The sequence below is a fragment of the Nostoc sp. genome, assembly GCF_036919815.1.
Lineage (GTDB): Bacteria > Cyanobacteriota > Cyanobacteriia > Cyanobacteriales > Nostocaceae > Nostoc.
Window position 1 is genome coordinate 23,947 of record NZ_JBALCE010000088.1, and the last position, 17,671, is coordinate 41,617.

The 17,671-nt window shown below is 42.6% G+C and carries 16 protein-coding genes; 11 read left to right on the plus strand and 5 right to left on the minus strand.

Translation table 11 applies throughout. The features are described from left to right. Positions 1-183 precede the first annotated feature (183 nt). Together V7K15_RS20935 and V7K15_RS20940 are read right to left on the minus strand one after the other, a co-directional pair. Positions 184-2,088 carry an ArnT family glycosyltransferase gene (locus tag V7K15_RS20935; protein WP_334908348.1) on the minus strand — a complete coding sequence of 635 codons (1,905 nt, stop codon included), beginning with the start codon at positions 2,086-2,088 and terminating at the stop codon, positions 184-186. A gap of 210 nt (positions 2,089-2,298) precedes the next feature. Continuing rightward, on the minus strand, positions 2,299-2,910 hold the full coding sequence (locus V7K15_RS20940) for a hypothetical protein (RefSeq protein ID WP_334908350.1): 612 nt from the start codon (positions 2,908-2,910) through the stop codon (positions 2,299-2,301). Positions 2,911-3,374: 464 nt separating this feature from the next. Between V7K15_RS20940 and V7K15_RS20945 the strand changes: the two genes are divergently transcribed. From V7K15_RS20945 to V7K15_RS20960, 4 genes are all read left to right on the plus strand, one after another. Then, positions 3,375-3,707: a DUF565 domain-containing protein gene (locus V7K15_RS20945; RefSeq protein WP_334908352.1), complete on the plus strand. Its 333-nt coding sequence runs from the start codon at positions 3,375-3,377 to the stop codon at positions 3,705-3,707. Positions 3,708-3,722: 15 nt separating this feature from the next. After that, positions 3,723-4,775 carry a glycerate kinase gene (locus V7K15_RS20950; RefSeq protein ID WP_334908354.1) on the plus strand — a complete coding sequence of 351 codons (1,053 nt, stop codon included), beginning with the start codon at positions 3,723-3,725 and terminating at the stop codon, positions 4,773-4,775. Between the two features lie 256 nt (positions 4,776-5,031). Next, on the plus strand, positions 5,032-5,175 hold the full coding sequence (locus V7K15_RS20955) for a hypothetical protein (protein WP_334908356.1): 144 nt from the start codon (positions 5,032-5,034) through the stop codon (positions 5,173-5,175). Between the two features lie 245 nt (positions 5,176-5,420). Continuing rightward, a complete protein-coding gene (locus V7K15_RS20960; RefSeq protein ID WP_334908358.1) occupies positions 5,421-6,563 on the plus strand; it encodes a GUN4 domain-containing protein in 1,143 nt (380 codons plus the stop codon). Between the two features lie 573 nt (positions 6,564-7,136). Here V7K15_RS20960 and V7K15_RS20965 read toward each other — a convergent pair. Both V7K15_RS20965 and V7K15_RS20970 read right to left on the minus strand, forming a co-directional pair. After that, on the minus strand, positions 7,137-7,520 hold the full coding sequence (locus tag V7K15_RS20965; RefSeq protein ID WP_334908360.1) for a colicin V family bacteriocin: 384 nt from the start codon (positions 7,518-7,520) through the stop codon (positions 7,137-7,139). A 23-nt stretch (positions 7,521-7,543) separates the two neighbouring features. Next, complete coding sequence (locus tag V7K15_RS20970) at positions 7,544-9,127, minus strand: GMC oxidoreductase (protein ID WP_442949704.1); 1,584 nt, start codon at positions 9,125-9,127, stop codon at positions 7,544-7,546. 242 nt (positions 9,128-9,369) lie between these two features. Here V7K15_RS20970 and V7K15_RS20975 point away from each other — a divergent pair, with 242 nt between their 5' ends. The 3 genes from V7K15_RS20975 (at position 9,370) to V7K15_RS20985 (ending at position 12,243) form a co-directional block, all read left to right on the plus strand. Then, positions 9,370-10,275 (plus strand): SMP-30/gluconolactonase/LRE family protein, encoded by a 906-nt coding sequence (locus tag V7K15_RS20975; RefSeq protein WP_334908364.1) that lies wholly within the window; start codon positions 9,370-9,372, stop codon positions 10,273-10,275. After that, the gene (locus V7K15_RS20980; RefSeq protein WP_334908366.1) at positions 10,272-10,814 is read left to right on the plus strand and encodes a DoxX family protein; all 543 of its coding nucleotides are present in this window, start codon (positions 10,272-10,274) and stop codon (positions 10,812-10,814) included. Before V7K15_RS20975 ends, V7K15_RS20980 begins: the two co-directional genes overlap by 4 nt. A gap of 253 nt (positions 10,815-11,067) precedes the next feature. Then, the gene (locus V7K15_RS20985) at positions 11,068-12,243 is read left to right on the plus strand and encodes a MalY/PatB family protein (RefSeq protein ID WP_334908368.1); all 1,176 of its coding nucleotides are present in this window, start codon (positions 11,068-11,070) and stop codon (positions 12,241-12,243) included. A gap of 57 nt (positions 12,244-12,300) precedes the next feature. Here the strand turns inward: V7K15_RS20985 and V7K15_RS20990 are convergent, their stop codons facing one another. Continuing rightward, positions 12,301-13,263 (minus strand): VOC family protein, encoded by a 963-nt coding sequence (locus V7K15_RS20990; RefSeq protein WP_334908370.1) that lies wholly within the window; start codon positions 13,261-13,263, stop codon positions 12,301-12,303. 489 nt (positions 13,264-13,752) lie between these two features. Here V7K15_RS20990 and V7K15_RS20995 point away from each other — a divergent pair, with 489 nt between their 5' ends. From V7K15_RS20995 to V7K15_RS21010, 4 genes are read left to right on the plus strand one after another with little or no spacing between them, the layout of a single operon-like run. Continuing rightward, a complete protein-coding gene (locus V7K15_RS20995) occupies positions 13,753-14,565 on the plus strand; it encodes an SDR family oxidoreductase (RefSeq protein WP_334908372.1) in 813 nt (270 codons plus the stop codon). A gap of 6 nt (positions 14,566-14,571) precedes the next feature. After that, positions 14,572-16,692 carry an amylo-alpha-1,6-glucosidase gene (locus tag V7K15_RS21000; RefSeq protein WP_334908374.1) on the plus strand — a complete coding sequence of 707 codons (2,121 nt, stop codon included), beginning with the start codon at positions 14,572-14,574 and terminating at the stop codon, positions 16,690-16,692. Positions 16,693-16,707: 15 nt separating this feature from the next. After that, positions 16,708-17,409, plus strand: coding sequence for a cation diffusion facilitator family transporter (locus V7K15_RS21005; protein WP_334908376.1), 702 nt, complete (start codon positions 16,708-16,710; stop codon positions 17,407-17,409). A gap of 42 nt (positions 17,410-17,451) precedes the next feature. Then, entirely contained in the window at positions 17,452-17,646 is a 195-nt protein-coding gene (locus V7K15_RS21010; RefSeq protein ID WP_334908378.1) for a hypothetical protein, read from the plus strand. Positions 17,647-17,671: the final 25 nt, after the last annotated feature.

Genomic DNA, 17,671 nt, shown 5'->3' on the forward strand with positions numbered 1-17,671 from the left:
AGTGGGCTTGCCGTGAGCGTAGCCGAATGGGAGTGCGGGAGATGAGGGAGATGAGGGGAATGAGGGAGACAAGGGAGACAAAGGGATGAAGAAAGAAAGTGTTTTCCCAATGCCCAATGCCCAATACTTCTCTACGAGAGGCTGCGCCAACGACTTCGCTCAGTACAAGTGCCCAATGCCCAATTATGATATGTCTATTTTTTCATTTTTCTTTTTCTTAAAAGGAACTCGAACCAAGTTATAAGCACCCTTGGTCGATAAATTCTTGTAATCATCTGGCTGTAAATCCATTTGTAAAAACTTTTTCTGTTCCGCCAATAGCAGCAGTGAGCGAGGTTTTAGCCCCTTGGCAGCCTGGTTTTTAATATGCTCTACAGCCTCTTGGGGAAATCCTAAATAATTTACGTGAATGTGGCTGTAAAAGACTACACTAGGCTTTTTGAAGCCAAGCATGATCAATTCTTCATCTGGTTGTTTTGCTTCTAGAATGACCGCAGACAACTCTCTTAAGGGTAATTGACGTTCTTGATCAATGAAAAAGGAAGCAGGTGATAAAACAAAAATTAAAAACGCCGCAAATCCTAGCAAGTTAATACTGATAATGTAGTTCCAACGGCGATTTAGTAAAAAAACCGCAACCAAAACAGCACAAACAAACCAAATTACGCCGGCTATGACTGGTAAACCAGATTGTTGAATTACTTCGTGGAAGTTGGTTATCGCTGGATCACTACCTAATATGTGGGTTATGTTAAACAGTGCTGTTGCCAAAAATGATAAAAATACTACATTCACCCAACCACTCCAGACAAGTAAGGGGGAGATGGAAGAAGACGCGGGGAGATGATCAAATACTCTCTCTGAATCATTTTCATTCTCCATGTTTGGTAAAAGGTCGCTCCACAACAGGGCTACCAGGATTGCTGCTGCTGGCATTAAAGGCAAGACGTAACTAGGAAGTTTGGTAACAGCAATGGTGAAAAAGCTAAAGATGCTAGCAAACCAGAACCAGGCGAATAAACCAAACTGCTGAAAACGCTCAAGGGATCGCCAATGCGATCGCTGCCAAAACTTTAGTCTGATGATCGAGGCTGGTAAATACACTGAGTATGGCGTAAAACCCAGCAGCACTACTATAAAGTAAAAATACCAAGGTGCTGAGTGACCATTAACTACTTCTGTAAAGCGTTCCAGGTTGTGATAACCAAAAAAGGAGTTAATGTAATTCCAGCCATTGCGCCAAATTACTAAAGCATACCAGGGCACTGACAAACCGATAATTATCAGTATACCCATGAAGAGGCGCATTTGCCGCAATACCTCTGGTAGCTTTCCCACGTAAAGCAAAAAGGCACCAACAATTATCCCTGGCAAGACAATTCCCACTGGACCTTTGGTCAAAATTGCGCCAGCAATCAACACATAAAAAGCTAAGTACCATTTATTAGGGAATAGGGCATGGGGCATTGGGGATTGGGCATTGGTTATTAATTCTGCTCCCCCGCTCCCTTCCTTCCCTGCGTAGCCTAAAAAGAAACATAACAAAGCTGATGCCATGCATCCGGTGAGCAGCATATCAGAAACACCCGTTCTCGCCCAAATAATGGTTTCGACATTGAGTGCCATCAGGGCTGCTGCTATGGAAGATGTTAAGTAGCGGCGAGTCGGACGTGAAACTTGCTCTAATTCGTCTTGTTTAGCCAAATACCAGTGTACGGTGTAACAAGCTAAACAAATTAAGCCGAAGGCCGCGATCGCAGAAGGAAGGCGTACTGCCCACTCATTCACGCCAATCATTGCATAAGCGATCGCCTGACACCAGTAAATTAAAGCAGGTTTATCGAAACGAGTGTCACCATCGAAAAATGGGGTTATCCAATCACCTGTGACTAACATCTGGCGGGAAGCTTCGGCAAACAGTGGCTCTGTCTCATCAACCAAGCCAGTATTGCCCAAATTCCACCCAAAAGCTACCCAGCCAATCACTATCAACCACAAAATCGACACAGTTATACCAAGGGCTGGATTCTTTTCTATTTTGTGGAACCACTGATCAACAGTGCGCTTAACACTCAATTTCATTCTCATTAGTCAATAGTCAACAATCACTAATCAATAGTCGTTGGTTATCTATCTTTTGTTCTTCGGAATTTTAAATTCAACAATTTTCCTCTACTCAGTACTTTACACTTTACCAACTGTCGGGTAGGGATGTAAAAATAAAGATATGAGCAAACGGGAAACAATGCCCCTTCGGTACGGGCTAAACCCTAGCTATCCGCTAACAAACAGCACTATTTATGGACTCAGCACTAGTTGCCATTCTCTGTTTTGGGAATTCCACTTAGGTAATTGAGTTTCACCGACAACATAGGGTCCCCAGTAACGACGCGAACCATCTTGTGCAAAAGCAACTAAAATATCTCCCTTCTCCAGTTTTAAATTATTCTGAGGTAGGGATAGAATCAGCCCTTTATCACTACCTTCTTCGGGAGCAAAATCCCAATGTGCCGGTAGATCATAGTTCGTCTGTTTCGTACCAGAGCCTTTTGCTACCGACTCTCGCGCCAGTAGAGCCAGACGTACAGGCTGATTTGTTTGATTGCTCATTCGCAAAGTCCCTTGATATTTGACTTTGCTAGCTGATTTATCACGATCTGCCAAGACAGGATGAGTATTCTCTCTACTGTTATGTTCTACTTGATTCGTTAAGGGGGAAATACCTTTTTCAGGTGAAACGGGTGTAGATGAAGTTCTTTCCAACTGGGTAGTTTCATTTGGCAGTTGTGAAGATGTATCTGGGTTTGTGGACTCAAAGGATACGCTCACTCCAAAGCATCCCACCAAAGCAACAAACAGTCCCAAGCAACAAGCTGTAACACCGACGTTACGATACACTGAAAATTTCATATTGATAGTTATTAGAAATAAATATTTTGTCTAGGCTTGACCAAATAGTAGCCTATTATCACAAAAGGCAATCATAAAAAGTAGCTTAATATAGACTTTCTTAAAATTAAGGACACAAATGTATTATAAGTATTCTTTGGAGTAAGTAATTTCTTTGATGTTTGACAAACAAGGGCTACAGTCAATACCCAGAACCCTTGTAGAGACGTAGCAGTGCTACATCTCTACATTCTTGGAGATGTCTAATACAGGTATGGTGCGTTCCCATAGCGTAAGGAACCTCTGTAGGATTTTAGTGCCGTACTCTCGGCGATCGCACACCCTACATATAGTTAAGTTTTTTCAAAAATCAAATTAGATTGCTATATCTATAATATTAACAAACAAGCTTAGGCTAAAACCAATATCTTCTTTAATATAGAGATATTTTAAGATATCTTGACTTTCTCCCAGAAGTCTATCTGATGCAAAACACTCGTCTGAATAACTTGTTCGATGCCATTGCTAGACGGTTGGGGCAATGGTTTTTAAATCCTTGGCGGCGACTGTCGTTGCTGATAATTAGTTTTTTGTTCGGTTTTTTTCTGGGAAACGCAGTTTCCACTACAGCCGGTCAAGAGGGTATATTGGACATTATGATAGCTGGTTTTTTAGTACTGTTGACGGAAATTACCAGCAGGATATTTTATAGTCGCAGTTTTTTGTCAAAGCGATCGCTGTTGGTAGAATCACTAAATCTCCTGAAAGTTGGTTTCACCTATAGCCTGTTTCTCGAAGCCTTTAAGCTGGGATCATAGGGAGATGGGGAATTTATGGATTTGTGGCTGAGTGAAATTTTGGCAATGGATGCGGTGGGGGAAACTTGGCATCATCAAGCAAGAGAAGCAGTGCTGGTAAATAAGTTAAGGGCTAAAGCTTTTGGGATCACGCCGGAAAATGTCGATGAAGTGATAGAAAGGCGATCGCATTTACTAAAATCTATCCTCCCAGCTTTTAGCAAATTCTGCCAAACTACTCTCCAAGTACAACCCCAGAAAATGTTACAGGTATTGTGGGACTTGTGGCTTCCTTTGGGGATCAAACTCGCATCAGGACGCAAACAGTTGGGACACCCCTTGATTCAAGGAATATTGGGAGGACAAGGTACTGGGAAAACCACAATGTGCAAAATTCTTACCTTGATTCTCGATCAATTGGGATACAGGACTGTAAGTTTATCTTTGGATGACTTATATAAAACTTACAGCGATCGCTTGGTTTTAACACAGCAAGATCCCCGCTTGATTTGGCGCGGGCCACCAGGAACCCACGATGTAGATTTAGGCTTAAAGGTACTAGATCAAATCCGTCAGTTGCAAAGCCCAGTTATGGTTCCCCGTTTTGATAAATCTGCATACAGAGGCGCTGGCGATCGCACGACTCCAGAAATGGTAACAGGTGTAGATATTGTACTATTTGAAGGTTGGTTTGTGGGTGTGCGCCCAATCGTTCCAGAGGCATTTAATACTGCACCGTCGCCAATTCTCACAGATGAGGATCGAGCATTTGCCCGTGATATTAATCGTCGCCTCCACGATTATTTACCACTGTGGGAGCGATTAGACAGCTTAATTTTGCTCTATCCCACCGATTACCGTTGTTCTTTGGAGTGGCGCAAACAGGCGGAACAGCAGATGATTGCTGCGGGGAAGTTGGGGATGAGCAATGCAGAGATAGAGCAATTTGTCAATTATTTTTGGCGATCGCTTCACCCGGAATTATTCATCAAGCCGTTGGTAAAAGATGCGACAGTGGTTGATATGGTGATTGAGATTAATAGCGATCGTAGTTTTGGTGAAGTATATTGCGATCGGGCTAATTCGTAATTCGTAATACTCGCCTCCGGCGAGAAGCAAGCTATGTAATTCACGCCGTGTGTAACTTTCTCTCAAACCTAACCCCCAACCCCTTCCCTACAAGGGAAGGGGAGCAAGAATCAAAGCCTCTCTCCTTGTGGGGGAGAGGAATGGAAGTGGGGTTCTAAGAATAAGTTGCACATTGCGTTAATTCGTAATTTCAACTTGTAGCGACTGTTTTAAAAGTCAAGCGTAGGCGTAGCCCGTCCTAGACATCGCTTTGTTTGTGGAGATTTATGAAAGCGATGCCTACGGCGGGCTACGCCTACGCACCTGTGTACTTAATCGCGGTACTCCAAAGTTTGAAGTACTCCAACACAACTTTGGAGTACCTCAACACGACTTTCAAGTACCTCAACACGATTTTTAAGTACTTCAACACGATTTTCAAGTACTTCAACACCATTTTGGAGTACCTCAACACGACTTTTAAGTACTTCAACATGACTTCCAAGTACTTCAACACGACTTTCAAGTACCTCAACACGATTTTCAAGTACCTCAACACGACTTTTAAGTACTTTTGCCCTAGCTATTGGTATTCTTCTTAAGCAAATCAGCTAAAAACACTATAATTTGCTTAAAGCGTGATTTATCCTACTCCTTAGACCAAAAATGCCAGAGGTATCGTTACAGCTTTTCTTCTCTTACTCTCACAAAGACGAAGCTCTGCGGGATGAATTAGCTAAACACCTGGCCATATTAGAATGGCAAAGTGTGATTTCAAGCTGGTGCGATCGCAAGATACTACCTGGAGAGGAGTGGGATTACCAAATTAATGATAATCTAAACACCGCCGACATCATTCTGTTGCTCATCAGTTCAGATTTTCTTTTTTCTAAATATTGCTGGGATGTCGAAGTTAAGAAGGCAATAGAACGTCACCATGCAGGAGAGGCTTGTGTTATCCCGGTTATTCTGCGAAGCGTTGATTGGAGTGGCGCACCATTTGCAAAACTTCAAGCTTTGCCTAAGAATGCTGAACCTGTGGTTTCAAGGAATTGGCACAATCAAGATGAAGCCTTCACAGATGTAGCTAAAGGAATTCGGGCTGCTGCTGAGAAGCTAAGAGACAAACGAAGGCAAAAACAGGAAGCAGAAAGCCTGCAACTATGGGAACAAGAAGAGGAAACCAGAAAATTACAACAACAGCAACAAGAAAGGCTGCGGCTACAGAAAAAACGAGAAGAAGCAGATAGGCTACAAAGACAGGAAGCAGAGAGACTGCAAAAGCAAGAAGAAGCAGATAGGCTACAAAGACAACGAGAACAAGAAAAAGCCGATAAGCTGCAACTAGAACAGCAATCTACTGGTAACGATCTCCTGTCTGAGAAAGGTGTAGGCTATACACGGTTACGCGATTTACTGAAAGCTGGGAATTGGAAAGAAGCAGATCAAGAAACTCTGGCTGTTATGCTTAAAGCCACTGGCAGAGAACAAAAAGGCTGGCTAAATTCTGAATCTATTGAAAACTTTCCTTGCCCTGATTTACGCACCATTGACCAACTGTGGGTAAAATACAGTGATGGGCACTTTGGGTTTAGTGTGCAAAAGCGGATTTGGGAAAACGTTGGAAAAGACTACGAAAAGTTTGGCGATCGCGTCGGATGGCGAAAAGGAATGTTTTTTAATAAAGAGTGGCTGGAAGACTCAGACGTGACCTTCACAAAAAACTCTCCGCAAGGACATTTACCTTACCTAGAGAGAAAGGTAATATTTCTCTTCTATTCTGGGAGACTTGTAAACTGTAACATATAAGGCTTACAGCAAATTGTAAAGATTCACAAACAAGTCATTTCGCACAAAGTATTGCGGTTTCTACGTTTCCGTTACCTGGTACGGGGCATAAGATGCAATCCAATCCAAATTCCCTATATAAAAGCTATCTTAACCCTTGGTTGACTGACCAGCTTCGTTAGGCTGCAACGAAAAAGATTTGTCATTGAATCAAATATTAAGCTACAGCAAAATTATAGTCGCAGCTTTTTAGAAGGGCGATCGCTTCACCCGGAATTATTCATCAAGCCGTTGGTAAAAGATGCAATAGTGGTTGATATGATGATTGAGATTCATCCCGATCATAGTTTTGGTGAAGTGTATTGCGATCGGATTAATTCATATTATTCTCAATATTAATAATTAAACCGCGTCTATCTTGAAACCTGTAGTTCTTCGCTGATCAAAAGGATGCCCTCATCCCCCAACCCGTTCTCCCAGATTTGGGAGAAGGGGAGCCAGAATTTCAAAGTCCCTCTCCCAGATATGGGAGAGGGATTTAGGGTAAGGGCAAAAACTACGCTTATAAACTTAGATGAGATTTAAATCTTTGGATTAGGGGACTTGAATTTGTCCACCCTGTGGTTTTGATAATGCTTGTAATTCTTCCCAAGAATAGTGAGGGAGTAGTTCAATTGGTTTGTGATTGGCTCCTAATCCCAATCCACTTGTCGGCTGGAGTTCTGTAATTAATTCTTCAGCGTACTCAACCAGCTTATTCGCTGCAACCCCACCAGTAATTGCCCCTGCAATCCCACCAATTGCAGCACCTAACCTACCACCAATGGAGCTACCCAGTGCGGCTCCTGCAACACCACCTCCCACAGCACCTACACTTGTAGCCAGGGGATGAGGCGAATCTGTCGCTTCTAAATCGTCTGGTTGAGATTGAATCTGTGGTTGCTGTTGTGGTGTAATTTCCTGTTCATTGTTCGTCATAATGTTTGCCCTTTTTGAATCGTTCAGCTACGCTTTGCACTCAGCGCGGCTGCAAGTAGGTCGCCAACGCGTAATGCATTTGCCATAATCGTTAATGTCGGGTTAGCACCGGAATTTGACGGGAAAAAACTACTATCTACCAAGTAGAGATTATCGACATCATGGGTACGGCAATTGACGTTAAGGACTGAGGTTTTGGGATCTGTCCCAAATCGACAACTACCACATTGATGGGCAACTGCTTGTTCAGGTAGGTTAGTACGGGGATAAAGGCTAAATGGCAGGACGTGTTTAGCAGAGTCAGGGATTGACTTGAGTACAGATGTCCAGCGATGGATTAAGCGATCGCTTGCTTCAGTATTATTCAGTGTATAGTCAACGTGAATCTTGTCACCCATCACCCGAATCCGATTATTCGGATCTGGTAAATCCTCTGTTTGCAACCACCAGCCAACCGATCGCTCGGCTAGTAAATGGCGCTCATAATCAGGAATCAGCTTGACAAATGGAGCCATTAGTGGTGGAGCTTCTCCCGGAATCATATCGGCTAGCACATTACCTGTATTTTGTACCATGCCCATCGGATAAGGAAAATCCGGCTCTCCCCAATAAAAATCGTTGACAGCGATCGTTTTTTGAAAGTTGGCGTGATTCACCTCTAAATGTATGGAAACTATAGCTGTTTCCAGTTGCTTCATGAAATTCCGCCCCACCTGATCGGAACTGTTTGCTAATCCGTTGGGATGCTGATCGTTAGCAGACCGTAATAGCAAAGCAGCTGAGTTGACAGAACCACAGGCAACAACCACAATATCGCTTGTGAACCAATGTTTTTCCCCAGCAATTTCAGTTTCTACTCTTGTAACCTCTCGCCCCGACTCATTGGTATGCAGCCGCAAGACTTTGGCATTAGTTAAAAGCGTGAAATTCGCATACATTTCGCGGGTAGGACGAATGGCGTTAACATCGGCATCGGCTTTTGCACCTACAAGGCAAGGATATCCATCAAAGGTATCGCAGCGAATGCAGAGACTCTTGCTGCGATCGCTTTCATTCAGCTTTAATCCTAGTGGTAGGTGAAATGGGTAGTAACCCAGTTTGCGGATACCATCAGCAAGGGATTCCATATCTGGCTCATGACTGACTGGCGGATAGGGATATGGTTCGCTGCGAGGTGGTTCTGTGGGATCTTCCCCTTCCTTGCCATGCACATCATACAGCTTTTCTGCCTGTGTGTAATACGGCTCAAAATCTTGATACTTCAAAGGCCATTCTGGAGAAATTCCTCCCTTGTGAATTACCCTTTCAAAATCTCGCTCTCGGAATCGAATTAAGGCTGCACCGTAGAGTTTGGTATTGCCACCAACCCAGTAACCTGTCTGAGGCTTAAAAGCTTTGCCTTCCTTGTTATACCATTGCTCATCTGTATGGTAGCGATGTTTTTGATAAACCTCCTCTGGATTCCAGTTAGCTTTTTCTCTGGGCAAAAAGTCGCCTCGTTCCAGCACTAGAATTTTTTTACCTGTAGGTGCAAGGCGGTGAGCCAGTGTCCCTCCACCGGCTCCCGTACCGATAATGATGATGTCGTAGCGCTCAGTGATGTTCATCATATATGTAAGATGTTTGTACGATCTATATCAACGGTTTGAGGTAAATTAAAAGTTATTTAATAATTATCTTTATACCAATTACCTGAAGAATTATACTTAACAATTAACCCTAAACATATAAGTTATGAGTTATACACTCCGTTGGGAAAAAAGATGTAAGTGTACCTTTATAGCAATTTAATATTAACTTGAACCGACTATTTGTGGCCAGTAAGCAAGTTAAATAATAAGATATTCCTATGCCTGAAGCCATTGAGATTTATGACGATCGCATGTCTGCCTTAGTACGCCCAGGTGCTTCACTCCAGGAGCTAGCGAACGGTGCAGTCCATAGCGAAGGCGCTGTTTACTTCCACGAAGATGACAGTATTGTGTGGAGTGATGCTCACGGCAACCGCCTGTTGCACTGGAGTCCTACCAACAACGTCAGTGTCCTCCGAGATCCATCTGATTACCAAAGCGGTAATTACCGCGATTTGGAGGGTCGTCTGGTTGGATGTTCCTCCGGTCTGCGTGCGATTATCCGACGCGAACATGATGGTGAATGGAAGGTTTTAGTCGATCGCTACCAAGGCAAACGCCTTAACAGTCCAAATGATTTGGTAGTCAAAAGTGACAACACAATTTGGTTCACCGATCCGCCCTATGGCATCACTGAGCCGAACCAAGGTTACGGCGGCGAACAGGAACAACCGGGAAGTTACGTATATCGCTTCGATCCGGCTAGTGGTGAAATTTATCCGGTAGTAACAGACATGGTGCGCCCGAATGGCCTGGCTTTCAGTCCAGATGAAAGCCTTTTGTATGTCTCGGATACAGCTGCGTTTAATATTCCTGGCGGACCTCATCATATTCGCGTCTACGAGGTTGGGGACAATCGCTATCTGAAGAATGGCCGTGTTTTCTGTGTCATCGATCCAGGACAACCGGATGGACTGCGGGTTGATGAACATGGCAACATTTTTACTAGTTCTGAAGACAGTGTGCAGGTATACGCCCCCGATGGAACTCAGTTGGGAAAAATTCTTGTGCCAGAGATCAGCACTAATCTAACTTTCGGTGGAAAGGAACGCGATCGCCTATTTATCACAGCCGGTCATTCCTTATATGCTATAGACCTTAATACCCGTGGTGTACAACTATGATTTATCAATTTGGGCTGGGTGTAGCGATCGCCTTTTTTCTAGCTGAATTTAATTTCCCACAGCTAGGACTACACTTGTTAAGTTCACTCTCTGGTGTCTATCCTGACGGACTCCCAGGATTGGCACTTTTACTATTAAGAGTTAGCCTTGGTGGGTTATTTCTACTACACGGCTATCCCAAGATAACGCATCTTCGACGCTGGGCTGAGTCTCTAAAAATGCCTATCTCTCTTTGCTTTTTATCAGCTGCGTCTATGTTAGGTGGCGGAATTTTTCTGATTGTGGGATTCCTAACATTCTTAGCAACATTGCCCATTCTCGGCTCAATGATTTATGCGATATATTTAGATGTCTCTGGAAGTAAACCTTTTGTAGCCCAAGATCCCTACTTAATTCCTGAAGACCAGTATCAAGGCCCTTTAGGAAAAGGTGAACCACCAAGTTGGGAAAAAGCGTTTATGTACTGCGTTATGCTGATTGCGATCGCAGTTTTAGGTCCTGGTGCATATTCGCTGGATGCTTTAATTTTTGGACATTGAATCATCGTTAACACTGGCAAGAATGGGATAATTGGCAAATCAGCAATCTTTATTCCATGTGCCAACGTAATCGCTAAAACCTCAAACCGACTAAAGCGCAAAGCGTCCTCCAAATTAGTAGGAACTATTAACTTTCCTAAAGACTGTTTAATCGAAATTTCCCAAGCACTAATAGCACTGACAAAAATTAAATTTCCCACGAGAGATTAATAGTTTCAGCCCCCAATTTCACTTTTAGGGGTATTATGTTCAAATGAACTATAATTTTGACAAAATCATTTTACGTTCCAATACTCGTTCTCTCAAATATGATACCCGGGAACGATACCTTAAGCCTAAAGATACTATACCCATGTGGGTTGCGGACATGGATTTTGAGGCTCCCCCTGAGGTTTGCGAAGCCATCCGACAACGCGCAGAACATGGAATTTTTGGCTACAGCGTCAGAACTGACGATTACTACGATGCTGTGATCAGCTGGATGCGGCGGCGGTTTGCTTGGAAGGTTAAACAGAGTTGGATTACCTTCATTCCTGGGGTTGTTCCGGCATTAAACTTCGCGGTCAAGGCTTTCACAAATCCTGGGGATAAGGTGATTATTCAACCCCCAGTGTATTACCCCTTTATGAATGCGGTGATCAACAACGGTCGGCAACTAGTAACCAACCAATTGATTCAACACGAAAACGGCACATATGCCATCGATTTCGATAATTTGGAACGTTCTATCGACGACCAGACGCGATTGATCATCTTTTGCAGTCCTCACAATCCAGTGGGGAGAGTCTGGCGTCTCGAAGAACTAAATCGTTTTGCAAAAATTTGTCTGAAACATGACCTTGTGGTTGTTTCTGATGAGATACACGCAGACCTGATCATGCCGGGGTATAAACACACCGTACTTGAAACGCTTTCCGATGAAATTGCCAGCCGCGTTGTGACTTGCACAGGCCCAAGTAAAACATTTAATCTCGCTGGACTGGGACTTGCCAACATAATCATCTCTAACGCATCGCTGCGTGACAGGTTTAAAACTGAGCTGTCCAAAGCAGGATTAATGATGACAAATACCTTTGGCATTGAAGCTACCATTGCGGCTTATCGGTATGGTGAACCCTGGCTAGAAGCCTTGAACTCCTACCTTTATCAGAATTTTAAATTTTTAGCGTCCTTTGTTCGTGACCATCTCCCCCAGGTAAAAGCTATCCCTTTAGAGGGGACTTATCTGGTCTGGTTGGATTTCAGGGGTATGGGACGCAGCGACGATCAGATCAAGGAGACCTTGCTTAATCAAGCAAAAGTATGGTTAAGCGATGGTTCAACCTTTGGTAAAGGCGGCGAAGGATTTCAGAGGATCAATATTGCAACTCCACGGGATGTCTTAGAAAGTGGGTTAAAACAAATTGCAAAAGCCTTTGCCGATAACTGATCAAAATAAAGTTTAAAATTCAATGTATACAAAGGCTTCTGATAGAGTCAAGTCACTTCAGGATTCCGCAATTAGCAATATTGCGTGTCCATCAGGGTCTTTAACTAAACACCCCTGGCGATAAGGACTTGCACTATCAGTAAACTGTACAACCCGCGATGACACAAACTGAACCCCATTCTGCCGCAGTATCTCTACTGCTTGCTCAATGTCATTGACAACTAGCTCAATTTGCATGTGTGCAATATCGCAACTTTTCCAGTCACTCGGTATAGGACGACCTTTTCCAGGCAAAATATAGTCTAACAGTTCAATTCCCATACCATCTTGAACAGTTCGTAGTGCTGTAATTCGGACTTCAGCCCCTGGTAAATTATCCAAGCGAGTTTGGGTTGACTGCCAATTAAGACTGCGGCTATCAATTTGCATTCCCAGGAGGTCGCAATAAAAGTTTAGACTTTGCTCGGTGTTAGAAACTGCAATTGCACTATGATCAATTCCCAAAAATAAGCGATGACTGTTTTGATGCCATTTATCTTTTCCTTTATCAGGCGGAAACGAAATTAACTCTAAATCATGACCATCAGGGTCTTTAAATTTGAAGGCACGGACACCAGCAGATGCTTCATTATCAGGTGGCATTGTCTGGGGCGCAACTGAAATTGCTTCAATGGGAAATGAACACAAGTGAGCATAGGCGCGATCCATATCACTCACCACAATCGCCAGATGTTGAAACCACAGGTCATTACTTTGTGAATCGCTGGGAATGGGTTTACCCTGAATGTTAAGATACTCCATCAACTCAATAAGTTCATCACCTAGTCGTAAAGTGATAATGCGAATTTTTGCCTCAGCCACATCTTGTAGATCGCTGTAATCCTGTCCTTCAACAGTGATGTCGGAAACTAGTTCAAAACCAAGCGCTTCTTTATAGAAATCCAAAGAGCTATCGCAGTTTGTCACAGTTAATCCAATAGCTCGAATTCTTTCTACCTGTACATACGTTTCATTAGGCATCTTCCACAGCCTCTGTACTTCCAATTAAGGGCAGACAGACATCATACAATTCATAAATTGCCTCGGCTTTAAATGCGGATAAAATACCTTAATGTTCTTATATGCTTTTCTTATTTAAGTCATTTAGATTGATTAACTAAAAATTTTACCTTAACTAATAACCCAAGTCTGAATATACCATAAATCTTTCTTGAGATTGATATTAGCTGGAAAATTAAAATTTTACAAATCTTAAAAAATAAAGACATCCTCTGGTAACAGAAATGACAAATAATTGAAATAAAATATTACGCAGTAAAAGAATATACTGTTTATCTTTCTCTAGATAGATTAGAAAAATCCTCAGTATTTCTTAAAATCAGAAAGAAAAAGTTTTTCTTCTTGAATCTATAATTTACCGATTATGACAATCTAAATTCCCAAGGTAATAGTACGCCCAGAAAGCAAAAATCTTATCCAAATGCAAGTTTTAAAAATATCGAGAGCATTATGAGCTATTCCCCTTACCTACTCAAAGGTCAAAAAGCACTTGTGACGGGTGCTAGTTCTGGCATTGGTGAAGCGATCGCTCGCTATTTAGCTTTATCAGGTGCAGCAGTAGCTGTCAACTATCATTCTGAAGCCGAAGAAGCCCAAAAACTTGTTGATGATATCAAAGCCGCTAATGGTGAAGCATTTGCCATTCAAGCTGATGTCAGCAAAGAAGACGAAATAAAGGCGATGTTCAGCCAGACACTCCAGCAATTCGGCACTCTTGACATTTTAATAAACAACGCGGGTCTGCAAAAAGATTCACCCTTTGTAGATATGACCATTGACCAATGGAATACAGTCATTGGGGTAAACCTGACAGGACAATTCTTATGTGCTAGGGAAGCTGCAAAAGAATTCTTGCGCCGAGGCGTACAGCCCGATATTTCATCTGCCGCAGGTAAGATTATTTGTATAAGTTCAGTGCATCAGGTAATTCCTTGGGCAGGTCATGTTAATTATGCCGCGAGTAAGGGCGGTATAAATATGATGATGCAAAGTATTGCCCAAGAACTTGCACCCCACAAAATTCGCGTTAATAGTATTGCCCCTGGTGCAATCAAAACTCCAATCAATAAATCAGCTTGGGATACTCCAGAAGCAGAAGCGAAGTTACTAAAACTAATTCCAGCCAAACGTGTGGGAGATGTGGAAGACATCGCCAAAGCAGCAGTTTGGTTGGCTTCTGATGACTCCGATTATGTCACCGGTACAACTCTGTTTGTAGACGGTGGTATGACCTTATATCCAGGTTTTACAGAAAATGGTTAATTGACAATGCCGACAAAAGTTACTGTCAATCCTGGTTTGATAACCATCAACGATGGTTCCTCTTTTCTAGTAACAGCTAGTGATGGTTCCATCGACGAAAATTTACCTCAAGGTTTTTTTGTTTGGGACACACGCCTAATTTCTTACTACGAAATTTCTCTCAATCGCTACCGACTTTCGCTGCTAGCCTCTAGCAATATCACCCATCATAATGCGCTTTACCAATTCACCAACCCGCAACTTCCTACTATCAACAGCTCTTTAGCTGCGGGTAGTTTGCTTGTAACTGTTCGGCGCGACATTGTGGAAGGGATGCATGAAGATATTGATATAAGTAACTATCATAATGAAGTTGTTAAATTTCAATTAATGCTAGCTGTGCGCTCGGATTTTGCGGACATTTTTGATGTCAAATCACAGCAAATATTGACGCGAGGTGAAACAGAAACCAAATGGGAAAATGGTCTACTCACGACTGAATATCGGAACGGCTCTTTTTTCCGAGGTATTGTGATTGAACCAGTTTGTGCTAGTTCTCAGCCACGCTATGCCAATGGTCGTTTAATGTTTGATGTGGCGATCGCTCCTGGCAAGACATGGCATACTTGTATCAACTTTACAGCCTTAGCTGATGGAAATGTCTTCAAACCTCAAGACACCTGCGCTGTGCCTTACAATACAAAAGCCGCAAAAGTCAGGGATGAGTTTCTGACTAATGCGACAAAGTTGCAATCGTCTAATGCTGAAATTGCCGAATACTATCAGCAAGCGCTCGTCGATATGGGAGCGCTGCGGATTGAGGTATATGACAATGGGCATCAATTTTGGATGCCTGCTGCTGGTATTCCCTGGTTTGTCGCCGTTTTTGGGCGCGACTCAATAATTGCTAGCTTGCAAGCGATCGCAGTCTATCATGAATTTGCCCGTGGCACGTTACTGAAACTGGCTCAACTCCAGGCAACTGAGTTGGATGATTGGCACGATGCCCAACCGGGCAAAATACTACATGAACTACGGCGCGATGAGTTAACTACACTAAATCTACTTCCATACAAACCCTACTACGGAACAGTAGATACTACCATCCTTTGGATTGTGACTCTAGCTGAAGCCTATAACTGGAACGCCGATCTCAGTATGCTTGATGAGTGTCGAGCGCCACTGGAAAAGGCGCTAAGTTGGATTGACAAATACGGCGACTTTGACGGTGATGGCTTTGTTGAGTATTTAACTCGTTCGTCAAAAGGATTACGGAATCAAGCTTGGAAAGATTCGGGTGATTCAATAGTTTACCCAAATGGTCAGTTAGTTGAGCCGCCAATCGCTTTGTGTGAAGTGCAAGGCTACGTTTATGATGCTTGGCTAAGGGCAGCTTTAATTTATGAAGTCTGGGGGGAAAAAGAACAAGCGAAAAAGCTGCGTCAAAAAGCAGAATCACTTTATCAACGATTTAACGATCGCTTTTGGATGGAATCAGAAGGCTTTTACTGTTTAGGATTAGACGATAAAAAGCAGCAAATTCAATCAATTACCTCAAATCCTGGGCATCTACTCTGGTCTGGTATCGTCCCAGAGGAACGAGCAAAAAAGGTTGTTAACCGACTTTTTCAACCAGATATGTGGTGTGGTTGGGGTGTGCGGACTCTTTCAGCCCAAAATCCAGCTTATAACCCGATTAGTTATCAACGGGGTAGTGTTTGGCCTCATGATAACTCCATCATTGCGGCTGGATTAAAAAAGTATGGCTATCACGAAGAAGCAAACCGCATCGCTGAGGGGATTTTTGCTGCTGCTAGTTATTTTCAATCTGGCCGGATGCCAGAATTATTTGCGGGAATTGAACGCCAAGAAAATAACTTTCCTGTACCTTATCCAGATGCCAATATTCCCCAAGCTTGGGCTGCTGGCTCGATTCTTTTACTGATTCGCACCATTTTAGGACTTGAAGCTGATGCACCACAGCGAAAGTTAAAGGTACAACCTTCACTACCAAAGTGGTTGTCAGATTTGGAACTGACAAATCTAAGTGTAGGAAACGCTACGGTTGGATTGCGCTTTTGGCGCGATCGCGAACAAACCCAATGGGAAGTTACCCATCTCGATGGTGAATTAGAAGTTTATACATAATTATGATTTACTTTTATGGCATCTGATTCATCTAATAAAGCTATATTTGCGGCGATGGGTGCTAACTTAGCGATCGCTATTACTAAATTTATCACCGCCTCTTTTACTGGCAGTTCTGCCATGATGTCTGAAGGGATTCATTCAGTTGTAGATACTGTCGATCAACTGGTACTTGTGCTGGGAATTCGCAGGAGCCAAAAGCCAGCAGATGCTAGCCATCCCTTTGGTTATGGTCAAGAACTTTACTTCTGGACTTTCATCGTTGCTCTCCTGGTCTTTGCCATTGGCGGCGGTATGTCAATTTACCAAGGAATCATTCATTTAATTAATCCCAGTCCTTTAGAAGACCCAAAATGGAATTATATTGTGTTAGCTATAGCAATATTATTGGAGGGTTTTTCTTGGATTGTAGCTTTAAGAGAGTTTTTGCCAACCAAGGGTAAACAAAATTTTTGGCAAGCAATCAGAAATAGTAAAGATCCCACAGTAATTACAATATTATGTGAGGATACTGCGGCAATTTTAGGTTTAATCGTTGCCTTTATCGGAATCTTCTTAGGACATTTATTTAATAATGTTTATTTTGATGGCATTGCCTCAATGATTATTGGCATTATTTTAGCTATAGTAGCAGTGGTACTAGCGAGAGAAAGTAAAGGATTATTAGTTGGTGAAAGTGCCGATCCTCAAACTATAGCTAATATCCGCTCTTTGTAAAAAACAGAACCAGGAGTCAAAGAAGTTATCCGGGTGCTAACAATGCAGCTTGCTCCACAGGAAGTATTACTCAACTTAGAAATTCAATTTTCTCCAAATCTCACAGGCGAGGAAATAGCATTAACCGTAGAAAGTTTAGAAGTAAAAATCCGCCAAAAACATCCTGAAATAAAACAAATTTTTATTGAAGCCAAATCTTTAACTGCTGCTCGCAGATATTCTCAACCTGCTCAATAAATTTTTAAATCAGATAAATATCAGA